This is a genomic window from Sandarakinorhabdus sp. AAP62, from assembly GCF_000331225.1.
GTDB lineage: Bacteria > Pseudomonadota > Alphaproteobacteria > Sphingomonadales > Sphingomonadaceae > Sandarakinorhabdus.
The window spans coordinates 35,211-49,660 of sequence record NZ_ANFY01000011.1 but is presented as its reverse complement, the minus strand read 5'-3'; the positions used below and the strand labels follow the sequence as shown (position 1 = coordinate 49,660).

17 protein-coding genes are annotated in these 14,450 nt (G+C 65.7%); 8 read left to right on the top strand and 9 right to left on the bottom strand.

What is annotated here, in order from left to right; translation table 11 throughout:
* Positions 1–118: 118 nt before the first annotated feature.
* A complete protein-coding gene (infA, locus tag D619_RS0111785) occupies positions 119–379 on the bottom strand; it encodes a translation initiation factor IF-1 (protein WP_017668801.1) in 261 nt (86 codons plus the stop codon).
* A gap of 181 nt (positions 380–560) precedes the next feature.
* Here infA and D619_RS0111780 point away from each other — a divergent pair, with 181 nt between their 5' ends.
* Genes D619_RS0111780 through fghA form a run of 4 tightly spaced genes read left to right on the top strand, consistent with a single transcriptional unit; the run spans position 561 to position 3,576 of the window.
* Positions 561–1,670: an S-(hydroxymethyl)glutathione dehydrogenase/class III alcohol dehydrogenase gene (locus D619_RS0111780; protein ID WP_017668800.1), complete on the top strand. Its 1,110-nt coding sequence runs from the start codon at positions 561–563 to the stop codon at positions 1,668–1,670.
* A 48-nt stretch (positions 1,671–1,718) separates the two neighbouring features.
* Positions 1,719–2,186 (top strand): hypothetical protein, encoded by a 468-nt coding sequence (locus D619_RS0111775; protein ID WP_017668799.1) that lies wholly within the window; start codon positions 1,719–1,721, stop codon positions 2,184–2,186.
* On the top strand, positions 2,183–2,713 hold the full coding sequence (locus D619_RS0111770; RefSeq protein WP_017668798.1) for a hypothetical protein: 531 nt from the start codon (positions 2,183–2,185) through the stop codon (positions 2,711–2,713). The genes D619_RS0111775 and D619_RS0111770 overlap by 4 nt, the downstream gene beginning before the upstream one ends.
* Positions 2,714–2,730: 17 nt before the next feature.
* Complete coding sequence (gene fghA / locus D619_RS0111765) at positions 2,731–3,576, top strand: S-formylglutathione hydrolase (RefSeq protein ID WP_017668797.1); 846 nt, start codon at positions 2,731–2,733, stop codon at positions 3,574–3,576.
* Positions 3,577–3,627: 51 nt separating this feature from the next.
* On the opposite strand, the gene D619_RS0111760 is transcribed toward fghA, so the two are convergent.
* Both D619_RS0111760 and D619_RS16475 read right to left on the bottom strand, forming a co-directional pair.
* Complete coding sequence (locus D619_RS0111760; protein ID WP_017668796.1) at positions 3,628–5,289, bottom strand: thiamine pyrophosphate-binding protein; 1,662 nt, start codon at positions 5,287–5,289, stop codon at positions 3,628–3,630.
* Positions 5,286–6,728: a DUF1254 domain-containing protein gene (locus tag D619_RS16475; protein WP_017668795.1), complete on the bottom strand. Its 1,443-nt coding sequence runs from the start codon at positions 6,726–6,728 to the stop codon at positions 5,286–5,288. Before D619_RS16475 ends, D619_RS0111760 begins: the two co-directional genes overlap by 4 nt.
* Before the next feature lie 93 nt (positions 6,729–6,821).
* Here D619_RS16475 and D619_RS0111750 point away from each other — a divergent pair, with 93 nt between their 5' ends.
* Positions 6,822–7,997, top strand: coding sequence for an acetyl-CoA C-acetyltransferase (locus D619_RS0111750; RefSeq protein ID WP_017668794.1), 1,176 nt, complete (start codon positions 6,822–6,824; stop codon positions 7,995–7,997).
* A gap of 157 nt (positions 7,998–8,154) precedes the next feature.
* On the top strand, positions 8,155–9,054 hold the full coding sequence (locus D619_RS0111745) for a crotonase/enoyl-CoA hydratase family protein (protein WP_017668793.1): 900 nt from the start codon (positions 8,155–8,157) through the stop codon (positions 9,052–9,054).
* A 17-nt stretch (positions 9,055–9,071) separates the two neighbouring features.
* On the opposite strand, the gene D619_RS0111740 is transcribed toward D619_RS0111745, so the two are convergent.
* The 3 genes from D619_RS0111740 to mgtE all read right to left on the bottom strand — a co-directional run bounded on the left by D619_RS0111740 (position 9,072) and on the right by mgtE (position 11,304).
* Positions 9,072–9,407, bottom strand: a complete 336-nt coding sequence (locus tag D619_RS0111740) for a GntR family transcriptional regulator (protein WP_017668792.1) — start codon at positions 9,405–9,407, stop codon at positions 9,072–9,074.
* A gap of 77 nt (positions 9,408–9,484) precedes the next feature.
* Entirely contained in the window at positions 9,485–9,895 is a 411-nt protein-coding gene (locus D619_RS0111735) for a DUF1489 domain-containing protein (protein WP_017668791.1), read from the bottom strand.
* Positions 9,895–11,304: a magnesium transporter gene (gene mgtE / locus D619_RS16470; protein WP_017668790.1), complete on the bottom strand. Its 1,410-nt coding sequence runs from the start codon at positions 11,302–11,304 to the stop codon at positions 9,895–9,897. The genes D619_RS0111735 and mgtE overlap by 1 nt, the downstream gene beginning before the upstream one ends.
* Before the next feature lie 111 nt (positions 11,305–11,415).
* On the opposite strand from mgtE, the gene D619_RS0111725 reads away from it, so the two are divergent.
* Positions 11,416–11,967, top strand: a complete 552-nt coding sequence (locus D619_RS0111725; RefSeq protein WP_152417432.1) for a hypothetical protein — start codon at positions 11,416–11,418, stop codon at positions 11,965–11,967.
* 48 nt (positions 11,968–12,015) lie between these two features.
* Positions 12,016–12,381, top strand: coding sequence for a hypothetical protein (locus D619_RS16465; RefSeq protein WP_017668788.1), 366 nt, complete (start codon positions 12,016–12,018; stop codon positions 12,379–12,381).
* Here the strand turns inward: D619_RS16465 and greA are convergent.
* The 3 genes from greA to queA all read right to left on the bottom strand — a co-directional run bounded on the left by greA (position 12,378) and on the right by queA (position 14,411).
* Positions 12,378–12,857 carry a transcription elongation factor GreA gene (gene greA / locus D619_RS0111715; RefSeq protein WP_017668787.1) on the bottom strand — a complete coding sequence of 160 codons (480 nt, stop codon included), beginning with the start codon at positions 12,855–12,857 and terminating at the stop codon, positions 12,378–12,380. The genes D619_RS16465 and greA overlap by 4 nt on opposite strands.
* A gap of 37 nt (positions 12,858–12,894) precedes the next feature.
* A complete protein-coding gene (locus tag D619_RS0111710; protein WP_017668786.1) occupies positions 12,895–13,242 on the bottom strand; it encodes a hypothetical protein in 348 nt (115 codons plus the stop codon).
* Between the two features lie 107 nt (positions 13,243–13,349).
* Positions 13,350–14,411 (bottom strand): tRNA preQ1(34) S-adenosylmethionine ribosyltransferase-isomerase QueA, encoded by a 1,062-nt coding sequence (queA, locus tag D619_RS0111705; protein WP_020480476.1) that lies wholly within the window; start codon positions 14,409–14,411, stop codon positions 13,350–13,352.
* Positions 14,412–14,450 lie beyond the last annotated feature (39 nt).

The window sequence follows — 14,450 nt, the reverse complement described above, 5'->3', positions numbered from 1 at the left end:
CGTAACACACAAATGTTGCGACGCGAGGTCCAAGTTGCTGCGTTAGCGGACTGGCCAGAACGTCGCAAGCAACGCCCGGTTCCAAGCTGGTCAGCCCGGCCGGAGCAATGCCCCCCTGTCAGCGGCGGAAGAAGCGCCGCTGGTTCATGGGCATCGGGGTCGTCTTCTCGCGGAAGACGATGCGGCCCTTGTCCAGATCATAGGGCGTCATTTCGACATGCACCCTGTCACCCACGATGGAGCGGATGCGGTTCTTGCGCATCTTGCCAGCGGTGTAGGCGATGATCTCGTGCTCGTTCTCCAGCTTCACGCGGAAACGCCCGTCGGGCAGGATTTCGGTGATTTCACCTTCGATCCGGATGATTTCCTCTTTCGGCATTTTACGCCTGATATCCGCTGGCAAACTGCATGAATGATCCTGTGTTGAGTGCCCCGCCTGTGGCTTTCCACGGCGACCGGCCTGCCCCATGGCCCGAGCAGCCGAAAAATGCAAGCCTGCCACCTTGGCAAGGCGCAGCTTTGGCGGCAGGTGTGGCCCACATTCATCAGGGGAACTTGTCATGAAAAGCCGTGCCGCCGTCGCCTTCGCGCCCAACACGCCGCTGGAAATCGTCGAAGTTGATCTGGAAGGCCCAAGGGCCGGCGAGGTGCTGGTGGAAATCATGGCCACCGGTATCTGCCACACCGATGCCTACACGCTGGAAGGCAAGGACAGCGAGGGCATCTTCCCATCGATTCTGGGCCATGAAGGCGCCGGCATCGTGCGCGAGGTGGGCGCCGGCGTGACCAGCGTGGCACCGGGCGATCACGTCATCCCGCTCTACACGCCGGAATGCCGGCAGTGCAAAAGCTGCCTGTCGGGCAAGACCAATTTGTGCACCGCCATCCGCGCCACGCAGGGCAAGGGCCTGATGCCGGATGGCACGACACGCTTCAGCTACAAGGGGCAGCCGATCTTCCACTACATGGGCTGCTCCACCTTCTCCAACTTCACCGTGCTGCCCGAAATCGCCGTGGCGAAAATCCGCACCGACGCGCCGTTCGACAAGGCCTGCTACATCGGCTGCGGCGTCACCACCGGGGTGGGCGCGGTGGTGAAGACCGCCAAGGTGGAGCCGGGCGCGCGCTGCGTCGTCTTTGGCCTCGGCGGCATTGGCCTCAACGTCATCCAGGGCCTGAAACTGGTCGGCGCAGACCAGATCGTCGGGGTGGACATCAACCCCGACCGTGAAGCCTGGGGCCGCCAGTTCGGCATGACCGATTTCGTCAATCCGAAGGAAGTTTCCGGCGACCTGGTCGCCCATCTCGTGGCCCTGACCGATGGCGGTGCCGATTACACCTTCGATTGCACCGGCAACACCGACGTGATGCGCACCGCGCTGGAGGCCTGCCACCGCGGCTGGGGGGAAAGCATCATCATCGGCGTGGCCGAAGCCGGCAAGGAAATCGCCACCCGTCCGTTCCAGCTGGTGACCGGCCGGGTGTGGAAAGGCAGCGCCTTCGGCGGCGCCAAGGGCCGCACCGATGTGCCGAAAATCGTCGATTGGTACATGAACGGCAAGATCGCCATCGATCCAATGATCACCCATGTGCTTGATCTGGAAGATATCAACAAGGCGTTTGACCTGATGCATGAAGGCAAGAGTATCAGGAGCGTGGTGGTCTTCTAAAAGGCCAGTCATCATGATATTCTTCCTCTCTCTTGGGGGGAGATCATCATGCGTGCGTTTTCTGCACTGTTGCTGGCCGGCGCGTTGGCAACCTCTGTCGCCGCCCAGCAGGCACCGGCAACAGCGATCAAGCTCAATCCGGCGATCATCAAGACGCTGCCGCCACCAATGGTCGCGCAACCGGCCAAGCCGCTGGCCGATCTGCTTGCCACTTGCCCGGCCTGCCAGACAATCGCGACGCCCACCGGCACCTTTCAGATGAAACCGGGCGCTGGTGGCCAGATGGTCATCATGCAGACGAAGGGCAATCCTTTTGGCGCCGCCGCCTGCCCGGCAGGGCTTGATGCTGCGCAGACGACGGCGATGAAAGCGCGCCTGGCCAGTCTGATCGGCGCACCGACCGTGAAGCTGCTCGAACAGGGCGCTGCGAGGGAAAGCTGCCCCAACGTCGCGCTCGCCATCAGTTTCGCGCAGATCGTGCTGGGGGACGATATCAGCATCGCCAAGAAGCCATGATCCGCTGGCTGCTGGCCGTGCTTTGGCTGGTGCTGGCAGTGCCGGCGGCGGCGGCGACCGCCGAGGAGATTGCCGCCGGATTGGTGAAGCAGCAGGCGGCGCGTCCCCCCGTTGCAGCGGAACTCTTGCCTTCCGGCGTTTGCCCGGCCCCGCCCGATCTTGGCCGGAAAGGCGAAGCCCTGTGTGAATCGGCGCTGGATGCCGCCACCGAAGCCATGCGCTTCAATGTCGAGGTGCATCGCTATAACGCCAACATGTATCGCCGCCACCAATTCTGGACAGAGGCTGCGGCGGTGGCGGTCTACCTGCTCACCTTTTCCGGCCTGGTATTTGCCGGGCTGCAATTCTTCGGCTTTGGCAAGGCCGGTATCCGGAACAGTGATGTGGAGATCGTGGGGCTTGCCAAGATCAGCTCGCCGGTAATCGGGCTCGTTATCCTTATCATTTCGTTTGGATTTTTCTACCTTTACGTGAAGGACGTCTATACCATAAAGCCGGCTGGCCCGGCGCAGCACGCATCGGGCTGATCCAGGCGCAAGGCATCATGACCCAGATTGAAACGCTTGCGCGCGCCGCTGCCCATGGCGGCGTGCAGAGTTTCCACAGCCACCAGAGCAGCGCCTGCGGCACGGCGATGCGCTATGGCGTGTTCGTGCCGCCCAGGTCCGAGCTGCGCCAGGGGCCGTTTCCCGTGCTCTGGTGCCTGGCCGGGCTGACCTGCACGGAAGAGACTTTCGCCATCAAGGCTGGCGCGCAAAGGCTGGCGGCGGAGCTGGGCCTGATGCTGGTGACGCCCGATACAAGTCCGCGCGGCGAGGCTGTGGCCGACGATCCGGCATGGGACATGGGGCAGGCCGCAAGCTTCTATCTGGATGCGACCGCCGCACCCTGGGCGTCGCATTATCAGATGCGGACGTGGCTGATGGACGAACTTCCGCACTTGATCGCGGCGCATTTCCCGGCAGACATGGGCCGGCAAGGCATCACCGGGCACAGCATGGGCGGGCACGGTGCGCTGACGCTGGCGCTGAAGCATCCGGGCGTGTTCCGTAGCGTGTCAGCCTTTGCGCCGATCGTCGCGCCAACCCAGGTGCCATGGGGCCAGAAGGCGCTGCCGGCCTATCTGGGCGATAATCGCGGCGCGTGGGCAGCGCATGATGCCTGTGCGCTGATCGACGCTGGGGCGCGCGTGACGGAACTGCTGGTTGATCAAGGCGAGGCGGATGCCTTCCTCGCTGATCAGTTGCGCCCGGAACTGCTGGAAGCCGCTTGCGCGCGCGCCGGCGTTCCGCTGACGCTGCGCCGCCATGCCGGCTACGACCATGGCTATTGGTTCGTGCAGAGTTTTGTTGCTGATCACCTGAAATGGCATGCGGCGCGGCTCGCCTAGGCCATTCCCACCCCCATCCCTTCCCGCCGGCAGGAGGGCTTGGGGGTGGGTTCACGGTGCTCGCGCCACCGGCACTTCGATCAGCGTTGGTGCATCGCTGGCCAGCGCGGCCTTGAACGCATCGATCAGCGCCGGGATGCTCTCCACCCGCACGCCCTGCACGCCATGTGCTGTCGCCAGCGCCATGAAGTCGATGGGCGGGTTTTCCAGGTCCATCGCCACGAACACCCCTTCACGGGCGCTGTGGTCGCCGATGGCGCGGGTGCGCTGCTTGAGGATGCGGTAGCTGCTGTTGTTGAACACGATGGTGACGACCGGCAGCTTGTAGTGCGCGCAGGTCCACAGCGCGGCGGCGGAATACATCAGGCTGCCATCGCCGGTCAGCGCCACCACCGGCCGGCCGGGGTTGGCCAGTTGCATGGCGGCGGCCTGCGGCAGGGCGACGCCAATGCCGCCGCCGCGCATACCGAACCATGAGTCAGGCCGGGTGGCGGGCAGCAATTGGCGGACGGTGTTCATGCCGGAGGACAGCAATTCCTCGATGATGATGGCATCATCGGGCATCACTTCGCCCAGCCGCTTCAGCACGGCCATTGGGTCCATCGGGCTCGCACCCATCGCGGCTTCGGCCTTGGCATGCAACGCCGCCCTGGCCCCGGCAATCTTCGCCTCGACGCCGACGCGGCGGCCCACGCCGCAGCCCTGCACCAACGTCGTCAATTCCGGCAACGTCGCCTTCGGGCAGCCCTGAATGGCGGCGGTGGCGGCGAAATTCTTGCCGATCTGCCACGGTTCATCATCGAGGTGGACCACCCTGGTGCCGGGCGCGAGCGCCTCGACCCCCGTGGCCTGGCTTTGCGTAAGCAGGTCAGCGCCGATGCTGATCAGCAGGTCATGGTTCTGCATGGCAGCGCGCAAGGCCGGCGTCATGCGCGGCACGGTGCCGGCGTAGAGCGGATGGTTCGACGGGAAGGCGGCGCGGTTGGCCATGCCTTCCATGTACACTGGCGCGCCCACGGCTTCGGCGAAGGCGACAATTTCGGCAAAGGCATCGCGGTTGGCCACGCAATCGCCGGCGAAGATCACCGGAGTTTCGGCCTGGCTGATCAACGCAGCGGCCTTGGCGATCTCGTTTGCATCACCGCGGATGCCGCCACCGATGCGGGTCGGCGCGCCGATGTCGAGGCCCTCGGGCGCCATGGCGGTCAGCACGTCGCCGGGGATGGAGAGGAACACCGGGCCCGTCGGCGCCGTCAAGGCTACCTTGGCCGCCCGGCGTACGGCGCGCGGCAGTTCCTCGATGCTGTTCACTTCAAACGACCATTTGCACAGCGGGCGCGCCATGGTGGCCAGATCGTCCCACAGCAACGGCTCCGTCAGGCGGATGCTCATGTCCTGCTGGCCGGCGGTCACCAGAACCGGCGCGCCGGCCTTGGCCGCGTTGTAGAGCATGCCCATCGCGTTGCCCAAACCGGGTGCGGCATGGAGGTTGCACACGGCCAGCTTGCCGGTGGCCTGGGCCCAGCCATCGGCCATGCCCATCACCACCACTTCGTTCAGGCCGAGCACATAGCGCAACCGGTCTTCCACCACGAAGGCATCGAGCAGCGGCAATTCGGTGGTGCCGGGATTGCCGAAGATGATCTCCACGCCCTCGCTATGCAGGATGTCGAGGAACAGGTGCTTGCCGGCTTGTCGCGTGTTTGCGTTCATGGGATCATCTCGTCTTCGGTCACCGGCGGCAGGCGGAACGAGCCATCAAGCAACGGCGCGCCGGGCAGATAGGCGCGGAACATCAGGATGAAATTGCCCTTGGGTGCTGGCAGCCAGTTTACCACACGCTCGCCCGACGGCTTGGTTGCCTGCACGAACAATTCGATGCTGCCGTCGCGTTCCGGGCGCAGATGCTGCGAACGATCACCCACAGCGAAGCGGTTCAGTTCGTTCGGCACGAAGAACAGCCGGCCATCCTGTGTCTGCTCATACATGGTCAGCGACCAGAAACCGCCCACTGGCACATTGGCCGGAATCTTCACCCGCCAGCTCTTGTCGCCGGTCAGCCGGCGGCCCTGGCCATCCTTGCTGGCCGAAACATAGACCGCCTCGATGCGCGGCAGGGCGGCCAGGCCGCCGAGTGCGACGCGGGCGCGCAGATCGTCATCCTCGCCATACAGCGCCATGTTGAAAGGCGGATAGACCCAGCCATCAATACCGTCGCCATCGAACAGCCCGGCGCGCAGTTCGTGGATCAACGCTGGCAGGCTGTCATTCCACAGTTTCTGCTGTTCCGGTGTCAGCGAGTCCCACGTCCTGCCAAGGCCCTGATCGGCAAATTGCGTGGCGCGATTGGCCAGCAGCGCATCACCCGAACGCTCGATCGCGGTGTTGACCGTGGTGAGGAAGGCCTGCCCGTCGGGCCGCGTCGGCACCTTCAGATCAAGCGGGGTGTCGCCGGCCACAGCCGACAGGGTGAAGCGGGTGAGCCCATCGGCAGCCGCGGCCAGATCCTCCTCGCCGTTCACCACCACCCGCACCAGCAGCCAGGCATCGTTCGACTGTGAGCGCACCATTTCAACGCCCGCTGGCAGATCGCCGCGCCAATTGGGGCCCACGATGGCATAGCGCCCGCCAGTGCGGCCATTGGTGCGCGTGCCGAGCAGGGCGACCACATCGCCGGTGATGCTCATCAGTGCCGCCGAGTGATAGCGATTGAGGCCGGGGATCGAGAAGAACACCGGCCCCTGGGCCAGATCGAGCCAGGCTGAGCCATAGAGCGTGTCATTGTTGGGTGTCGTCACGTCCCTCGTGTTGGCATCGGCCAGCGTGAGGCGCGGGACCAGCGCGTTGATCCCAGTGCCCATGCCGGCAGCGCTCACCCGGCTGATCTGCATCTGGCGGGTGCGCAGCATTTCGTAGGGCGCAAAACCAAAGCGAAAGGCGCGGCGCAGCGCCTGGATTTCCGGCGTGTCGGGTAGGGGGGCGGGGGTGATGATAGCCGCCGCTGCCGGTTTGGCAGCGGGCTTTGCTGGCGCCGGTTTGGCAACCGGCTTGGCGGGTGCAGCCTTCTTCGCTGGCGCGCTGGCGGGCGCGGCATCCCCCGGCTGAGTTGCCAAGGCCAATGCGACAGCGACGATTCCCCAATGGCGGCGCATTCGCCTCTCCCTGATTATTTCGTCCGTCAATGCCCAAGGGGGTGAGCGGCGTAAAGTGCTGCGTTGCGAATCTCTCGATCAGGAGTGGGAAGAATGAGCGAAGCCTATATCGTTGCCGCCCAGCGCACCGCAGGTGGCCGTCGTGGCGGCCTGCTGCGCGATTGGCATCCGGCCGATCTGGCCGGCAAGGTGCTGGATGCACTGGTGGACAAGACGGGCGTTGATCCGGCCCTGATCGAGGATGTGATCATGGGATGCGTGGGCCAGGGCGGCCAGCAGAGCACCAACGTCGCGCGCAACGCCGTGCTCAGCTCCAAACTGCCGGAATCGGTGCCGGGCACAAGCGTCGACCGCCAGTGCGGTTCCAGCCAGCAGGCGGTGCATTTCGCCGCCGCCACGGTGATGAGCGGCCAGATGGACGTGGTGATCGCCGCCGGTGTCGAATCGATGACGCGCGTGCCGATGGGCATGACGGTGGCACTGCCGGCCAAGGCTGGCATGGGCATGCCCTATGGCGAGGCGATGGCGGCGCGCTATCCAGGCATCCAGTTCAGCCAGTTCACCGGCGCCGAGTTGATCGCCGCCAAATATGGGCTGACCAAGGACATGCTCGATGAATTTGGCTATGAAAGCCAGGTTCGCGGCGGCGCGGCGGCCAAGGCTGGCGCCTTCGATGCCGAAATCGTGCCCATCGATGTGACCGATCATGACGGCAACCCGCTGGTGCACCGACAGGACGAAGGCATCCGCTTCGACGTCAGCCTGGAAGGCGTGAAGGGCGTAAAGCTGATCAACCCCGACGGCGGCCGGCTGACGGCGGCGACCAGCAGCCAGATCTGCGACGGCGCTTCGGGCGTGATGATCGTCAACGAGCGTGGGCTGAAGGCGCTGGGCGTCAAGCCGCTGGCCCGCATCCACACCATGACCGTGGTGGGCGAAGACCCGGTGATCATGCTGGAAGCCCCGATCGGCGCGACCAAGAAGGCGCTGCAGCGCGCCGGCATGAACATCGGCGACATCGATCTGTATGAAGTGAACGAGGCCTTTGCCTCGATCCCGATGGCGTGGATGCAGGTGCTGGAAGCCGATCATGCCCGCCTGAACGTCAACGGCGGTGCGATTGCGCTCGGCCATCCGCTCGGCGCGTCGGGCACCAAGCTGATGACGACGCTGGTGCACGCCCTGCACGCCCGCGGCAAGCGCTGGGGCCTGCAGACGATGTGCGAAGGCGGCGGCTTGGCCAACGTGACGATCATCGAGGCGTTGTGACAAATACCCTCTCCCCTTGCGGGAGAGGGTCGACTCGCGCCGCAGGCGCGGCGGGGTGAGGGGCGGCTCACGGGGCGCTTCATGAACCCCTCACCCCGGGCCGCCTTCGGCGTCTCTCGCCCTCTCCCGCAAGGGGAGAGGGGTAAAGGAGCAGACCATGACCTATACCCAGATCGCCCTCGATATCGACGGCCCCATTGCCACCATCACCCTTGATCGGCCGGACAAGCTGAACGCCTTCACGGGCGTGATGATGGCCGAGATGATCGCAGCGTTTGACGAGACCGACGCCAATGACGCGGTGAAGGCCGTCATCGTCACCGGCCGTGGCCGCGCCTTCTGTGCCGGGGCGGACCTCAGCGCCGGTGCCGCCACCTTCGATTACGAGAAACTGGGCGGTGCGCGCAGCGCCAACCCGGTGCGCGAGGATGGCAGCATCGATTGGCGCCACCCGGCCACCCGCGACGGCGGCGGCCAGGTGACGATGCGCATCTTCCGCAGCTTGAAACCGGTGATTGCGGCCGTGAATGGCCCGGCCGTCGGCATTGGCGCGACCATGCAGCTGGCGATGGACATGCGGCTGGCCAGCGACACCGCCCGCTTCGGTTTCGTCTTTGCCCGGCGCGGCATCGTGCCGGAGGCGGGGTCGAGCTGGTTCCTGTCCAAGCTCGTCGGCCTGCCGCAGGCGCTGGAATGGTGCATGACCGGCCGGGTGTTCGACGCGACCGAAGCCGAGAAGGGCGGCCTCACCCGCTCCACCCACGCGCCCGATGATCTGCTGCCCGCCGCCCGCGCGCTGGCGCTGGAAATTGCCGAGAACACCGCGCCGGTATCGGTCGCGCTCACCCGCCAGATGCTGTGGCGCATGGCGGGTGCCGCCAGCCCGTGGGACGCGCACCGGCTCGACAGCCGCATGGTCTACATGCGCGGGCGCTCAGGGGATGCGAAGGAGGGCGTGGTCAGCTTCCTCGAGAAGCGCAAGCCGACCTATCCCGACACGGTGAGCCAGCACATGCCGGAGAATGTGTTCCCGTGGTGGCCAGAAGAAGAGTGGTAACAGAGCGCTGGTAAGCCTCAGGCCTGTTCGAACAGGTCTGCCACGTCCAGCCCGAGCTGGCTGATGCGGGCCTGCACGCGCGGCCATTCCTCGGTGAGGAACTGGTTGCGTTCCTGAGCGAGCAGATTGTTCAGTGCGCCATCGGCGGCAAACAGGCCGACGCCCTTCTTCGCTCGCACCAGTCCGCTGCTCTGCAGGTCCTGATAGGCCTTGGCGACAGTAAGCGGGTTCACGCCTGCTTCGGCGGCCAGCGCCCGCACGGAAGGCAGCATGGCGCCATCCCCTAGTGTGAGGATGCGATCGATGATCAGATCGCGGATCTGGCGATAGATGGGACGATCAGTGGCAAACATGGACTGTTGTATGCCGCCAGCACAGCCAAAGGTCAACTCTGTGTTAAATGCGTAACTCACGTTGGGGGGTAAGCGGTTCAGATCAGCCACAGGCTTTGCAGTTCGCGCACCAGGCCGGCAGGCAGGGCGTCGATGCCGTCGCCGGGGCCTTCCCCCAGGTCCGGCGGCGCGTCCTCGGCGGCCAGATAGCGCCAGCCCTGGTGGGCGCGGCACGGGCGCGGTGCCACCCGCACCGGGCCGGGCTGCAGCGCGATGGCGCATTTCGGGCCCCAGTCGGTGTTGGCCATTTCGATGGCAAGGATGGTCTGCCGCGCCACCAGCCGGTGGCCGATGATCCAGAAGATCGAGCCGCCGATCAGTTCCTCGGCACGTTTCGGCATGAAGCGGGTGTGCGCCCCGGCGCGGCTCGCGCCCCACCAGTGCGCCTGCCGGGCGGCCAATGTCTCGATATCGGGGCAGCCGGCGGCCACCTTGGTGAGATGCAGCATCAGCCCAGGTACTGCACGCCCACCAGCGTGGCGAGGCCGAGGAAGGCGAAGAAGCCCATCGAATCGGTGATCATCGTCACGAACACCGACGACGCCACCGCCGGGTCGGCCTCCAGCCGGTCGAGGGTGAGCGGCACCATCACCCCAGCGAGGCCGGCCACCACGATGTTGAACAGCATGGCCGCCGCGATCACCAGGCCCAGATTGGCATTGCCGAACACCAGCATGACGCCGGCCGCCATCAGCGCCGCCAGCGTGAGGCCATTCAGGAACGCCACGCGGATCTCGCGCCAGATGGTGCGGCGCGTGTTGCTGTCGGTCAGCTGGTTGGTGGCAAGCGCGCGTACCGTGACGGCCATCGTCTGGTTGCCGGCATTGCCGCCGACGCTGGCGACGATGGGCGACAGCGCGGCGAGGGCCACCAGCGCCTCGATGCTGGCCGAAAAGGCGCCGATGACGCTGGCCGAAACGAGCCCGGTGATCAGGTTGGCGACCAGCCAGCGCGAGCGGGTGCGATAGGTGCTCAGCACCGGCTCGTTGATGTCGCCATCGCCGGCGCCCGACAGTTTCAGCACGTCCTCGCCGGCTTCGGCCTGGATGATGTGCACCACGTCGTCTACGGTGATGACGCCGACCAGCTTGCCGGCATCATCCACGACGGCGGCGGAAATCAGCGCATATTTCTGGAACTGCAGCGCCACTTCCTCCTGGTCCATGGTGACCGGGATCAGCGTCTGCTCGCGCTTCATCACGTCAGCTACCATCAGGTCGGGTGGCGCGGTGAGCAGCCAGGAAAGCCGCATGGTACCAATGGGGCGCCCGGCGATATCGACAACGAAGATTTCCCAGAAGTCCGTCGCCGGATCGATGCTGGCGCGGATGCGATCGATGACGCCGACCACGCTCATCGTTTCAGTCACCGCCACCAGGTCGCGCTGCATCAGGCGGCCGGCGGATTCTTCCGGGTAGTTCAGCGCGGCTTCGATGTCGGCGCGGTCTTCCGGCGCCAGCGCGCGCAGCACCTCGCGCTGTTCGTCGGCCTCCAGATCCTCGATGACCGCCACGGCATCATCGGTATCGAGCTGGGTGACGACTTCGGCCACCTCGCCGGGCGAGAGTGCGTCCAGCACGTCTTCGCGCACATAATCGTCGAGCTCGGCGATGACTTCGGCGCCCAGCAGTTCGCCCAGCGCATCGGCCAGCGGCGCACGCATATCGGCAGCCAGCGCAGCAAACAGATCGGCGATATCGGCCGGGTGCAACGGGCTGACCAGCGCGCGAACGCCATCATCGTCGCCGGCCTCCACGGCAGCAGCAACGTCGCTGACAAAGGCGCGGCTCAGCCGGCCTTCTTCCAGCGCATCCGGGGCCTCGTCGGCCCGCGGATCAAGACGCAGATCGTCGTTCACGGCGACGGGTTATACGCGCCTTTGCCGGGAGCGCCAGCCTTGCCAGCGCGACGGGAAAAAGCGCCGCAGCCGGGGCTTGTCGAGGTCCATGCAACCGATATGCTGGCCTGCATGCGCCTCAATCTGCCGTCCGCCATGCCGCTGTTCATTGCCGCCGGCCTGTCGGTTGGCGCGATCATCACCAGCTGGCCGGAGCCGCTGGCTGGGGGATGGGAGTGGGCATCGCTGCTGGCGGCCGCGGTGGGTGTGCTGTTCAGCCTGCCCTTCTGGCGCGCCGCGCAGATCGATGCCATGGCCGATGGCAAATCGGGGATCGGCGCGTTGATTGCCGCGATCTTTGCCGGCATGCTGGTGGCAGTGACCCTGCTGCACCTGGGCAATGCCATCCTGCCGCCCGGCGGTTCACAGGAAATCGTGGTGGCCGTGACCGAAAAATATGTCAGTCGCGGCCGGCGCGGGCGGCGCAGCTATCACGTGGTGACGACACCGGTGCCGGGTGACAATGACCGCACCGATCACAAGGTGGGCGGGCTGTTTGCCAGTTCGGGCAGTTACAACGATTATCAGATCGGCGGCTGCATGGCGTTGCGCTGGCGGCCTGGCTGGTGGTGGCCGGTGGTGGTGCGGCGCGAACCGGTCAGCTGTGCCGCGCTCGAGGCGTGACGCGGGGATGACAACTGCTATAAGCGGATGGGCAGGGGAGGCGCAGCAATGCTGATCTGGTTGCCGATCATGATCTATGGAACCACCGTTGCGTTGGGGCTGGCGCTGGGCTGGTATTTCCTGAGCGAGAAGCGCCCGCCGCGCGCCCTGCAGGCCCTGCATCTCATCCTGGGGTTTGGCGGCCTGGAAGCCGTGATGCTGACCACCACAAAGGTGGGCGGCAGCCCCGATCTGAAGCAGAATGCCACCATCGCGCTGGTCTTGCTGGGCATCACGGCGGTGGTCGGCCTGTTTGCCGGGATCATGGCCAAATCGCACCCCGCCAACATGGGCACGATCCTGGCCGCGCATGGGCTTGCCGGCGGCACGGCGTTCCTGGTGCTGGCCAACTGGGCGATGAACGCTGCGGGTTAGTCGACCGCAACGATCTCCACGTCCTGCCCGGCGAGGATCACCACATCGCCAGCCATCTTGCCAATCATGGCGCGCGCCAGCGGCGAGACATAGCTGACACTGCCCTGGGCCGGATCGGCTTCATCGTCGCCAACGATGGCATAGCGCTGGATGCGGCCGTCGGCACGCTCGAACGACACGCGGCTGCCAAAGCCGACGCTGCCATCACTGGGCCGGGCCTCCACCAGCTGCGCCGAGGTGCGCCGGGCGGACCAATAGCGCAGATCGCGGGTGGCGCGGGCCATGGCGGTGCGGTCGCTGCTGATCTGGTCGCTGGCCTGGGCCTCGGCATAGGCGGCGCGGGCGGCAGTCAATGCCATCTCGATCTGGGCCAGACCCGTAGCGGTGACGAGATTCGGGTGCGCCGGGATCGGCCGGTCCGGCAGATCGGCGGCAACGGCTTCCGCGTCTGATTCCCTGGTGAAGGCAACACTCATGGTCTGGCCCTCAGAAGGAAAGCTGCACGCCGTCGCTTCAGGCGCGGGCGGTGGTTCCGAGCAGGCGGTTCAAACGACTGCGCAGGGACCAGGCCGGCCGCTGCGTGGCCGCCGGGGCCGGAGCGGGCGCCACGAGTCGGCTGAGCTGCACCAGCTGACCGTTGCCGTCGACGGCCACGAGGCAATCCGCGCCAGCGGCATCGCGCATCACCACGAACCGGGCATCGCCATCCGACGTGGCCATCACGAAGCTGTGCTGATTGCGGCGGACATAGGACATGATGTTGACTGCCATGTCTGACCAGCCGGCGCCGCCCAGCCGCTCCGCCACATAACCATCGCTGCCAGGCAGCACTTCGATTTTGGACACATGATACTCAGCCATGCCGCCACCCTAGGACGCACCGGATTGATTCGACAACAGCTATTTATCAAAACGAAAGAAATGTGAACGAAACAGCTCGTCCTGCCTCTGCTGGGCCGATTGGTGGCTCAAGGCAGCAACAGGCTGCCGTCACCATAGCTGTAGAAACGATAGTCCTTCTCGATGGCGTGGGCATAGGCCGATCGCATCACGTCCAACCCCATCAGCGCGCTGACCAGCATGAACAGGGTCGAGCGCGGCAGATGGAAATTGGTGATCAGGCCGTCGACGGCCTTCCAGCGATAGCCGGGGGTGATGAAGATCGACGTATCGCCGGAGAAAGCCCGTATGGCGCCGCTCCCATTGGCCTCGCTGTCGGCCGCGGATTCGAGCAGGCGCAAGCTGGTGGTGCCCACGGCAATGATGCGGCCGCCAGTGGCGCGGGCGGCGTTGAGGCGCAGCGCGGTCTGATCGTCGATGCTGCCCCATTCGGCGTGCATCTGGTGATCCTCGACCTTGTCGGCCTTTACGGGCAGGAAGGTGCCAGCCCCCACATGCAGGGTCACGGTCTCGCGGCTGATGCCGGCTGCATGCAGGGCCGACCACAGGCGCGGCGTGAAATGCAGGCCGGCGGTGGGGGCCGCGACAGCGCCATCCCTGGCGGCGTGTAGCGTCTGGTAATCGCTGAAATCCTGGGCATCGATGTTGCGTCGGCGCGCGATATAGGGCGGAAGTGGCATCTCGCCCACGCTGTGCAGCGCTGATTCCAGCGGCTGGCCAGCGGTTTCGAACTGCCAGAGCACGCCGCCCTCGTCGGCCTTTTCGATTACCTCGCCGATCAGCACGGCACGGCCGCCCTGGCTGAAATCCACGCGGATGCCCGGCTTCAGGCGGCGGGCGTTCTTGACGAAGCTCCACCAGCGGTTGTCGGATTCGCGCTTGTGCAGCGTCACGCCGATGGCGGCTTCACCCACGGTTGCAAACAATTGCGCCGGGATGACGCGGGTATCGTTCACCACCAGCACGTCGCCGGCGCGCAGCTGGCCGGGCAGATCGGTGAAGAGGAGATCATCCAATGCGCCGACATTCCTGCCGCGCACGGTCAGCAGCCGGGCGCTGTCACGCGGGCTCACCGGCCGCAGCGCGATGCGGTCTTCAGGCAAGTGGAAATCGAAATCAGAGACAAGCATCTCTGGCAGCATCGGGGGAACAGCCCTTTGGTGGAAACT

What these genes read in the sequence shown, in the direction of transcription:
- D619_RS0111750 (WP_017668794.1), top strand. Translation starts at nt 6,822, where the DNA reads ATGAGCGAAGCCTATATCGTTGCCGCCCAGCGCACCGCAGGTGGCCGT.
- queA (WP_020480476.1), bottom strand. Translation starts at nt 14,411, where the DNA reads ATGCTTGTCTCTGATTTCGATTTCCACTTGCCTGAAGACCGCATCGCG.
- D619_RS0111775 (WP_017668799.1), top strand. Translation starts at nt 1,719, where the DNA reads ATGCGTGCGTTTTCTGCACTGTTGCTGGCCGGCGCGTTGGCAACCTCT.
- D619_RS0111710 (WP_017668786.1), bottom strand. Translation starts at nt 13,242, where the DNA reads ATGGCTGAGTATCATGTGTCCAAAATCGAAGTGCTGCCTGGCAGCGAT.
- D619_RS0111740 (WP_017668792.1), bottom strand. Translation starts at nt 9,407, where the DNA reads ATGTTTGCCACTGATCGTCCCATCTATCGCCAGATCCGCGATCTGATC.
- D619_RS0111760 (WP_017668796.1), bottom strand. Translation starts at nt 5,289, where the DNA reads ATGAACGCAAACACGCGACAAGCCGGCAAGCACCTGTTCCTCGACATC.
- fghA (WP_017668797.1), top strand. Translation starts at nt 2,731, where the DNA reads ATGACCCAGATTGAAACGCTTGCGCGCGCCGCTGCCCATGGCGGCGTG.
- D619_RS0111770 (WP_017668798.1), top strand. Translation starts at nt 2,183, where the DNA reads ATGATCCGCTGGCTGCTGGCCGTGCTTTGGCTGGTGCTGGCAGTGCCG.
- D619_RS0111735 (WP_017668791.1), bottom strand. Translation starts at nt 9,895, where the DNA reads ATGCTGCATCTCACCAAGGTGGCCGCCGGCTGCCCCGATATCGAGACA.
- greA (WP_017668787.1), bottom strand. Translation starts at nt 12,857, where the DNA reads ATGAGTGTTGCCTTCACCAGGGAATCAGACGCGGAAGCCGTTGCCGCC.
- D619_RS0111780 (WP_017668800.1), top strand. Translation starts at nt 561, where the DNA reads ATGAAAAGCCGTGCCGCCGTCGCCTTCGCGCCCAACACGCCGCTGGAA.
- D619_RS16465 (WP_017668788.1), top strand. Translation starts at nt 12,016, where the DNA reads ATGCTGATCTGGTTGCCGATCATGATCTATGGAACCACCGTTGCGTTG.
- D619_RS0111725 (WP_152417432.1), top strand. Translation starts at nt 11,416, where the DNA reads ATGCGCCTCAATCTGCCGTCCGCCATGCCGCTGTTCATTGCCGCCGGC.
- D619_RS16475 (WP_017668795.1), bottom strand. Translation starts at nt 6,728, where the DNA reads ATGCGCCGCCATTGGGGAATCGTCGCTGTCGCATTGGCCTTGGCAACT.
- D619_RS0111745 (WP_017668793.1), top strand. Translation starts at nt 8,155, where the DNA reads ATGACCTATACCCAGATCGCCCTCGATATCGACGGCCCCATTGCCACC.
- infA (WP_017668801.1), bottom strand. Translation starts at nt 379, where the DNA reads ATGCCGAAAGAGGAAATCATCCGGATCGAAGGTGAAATCACCGAAATC.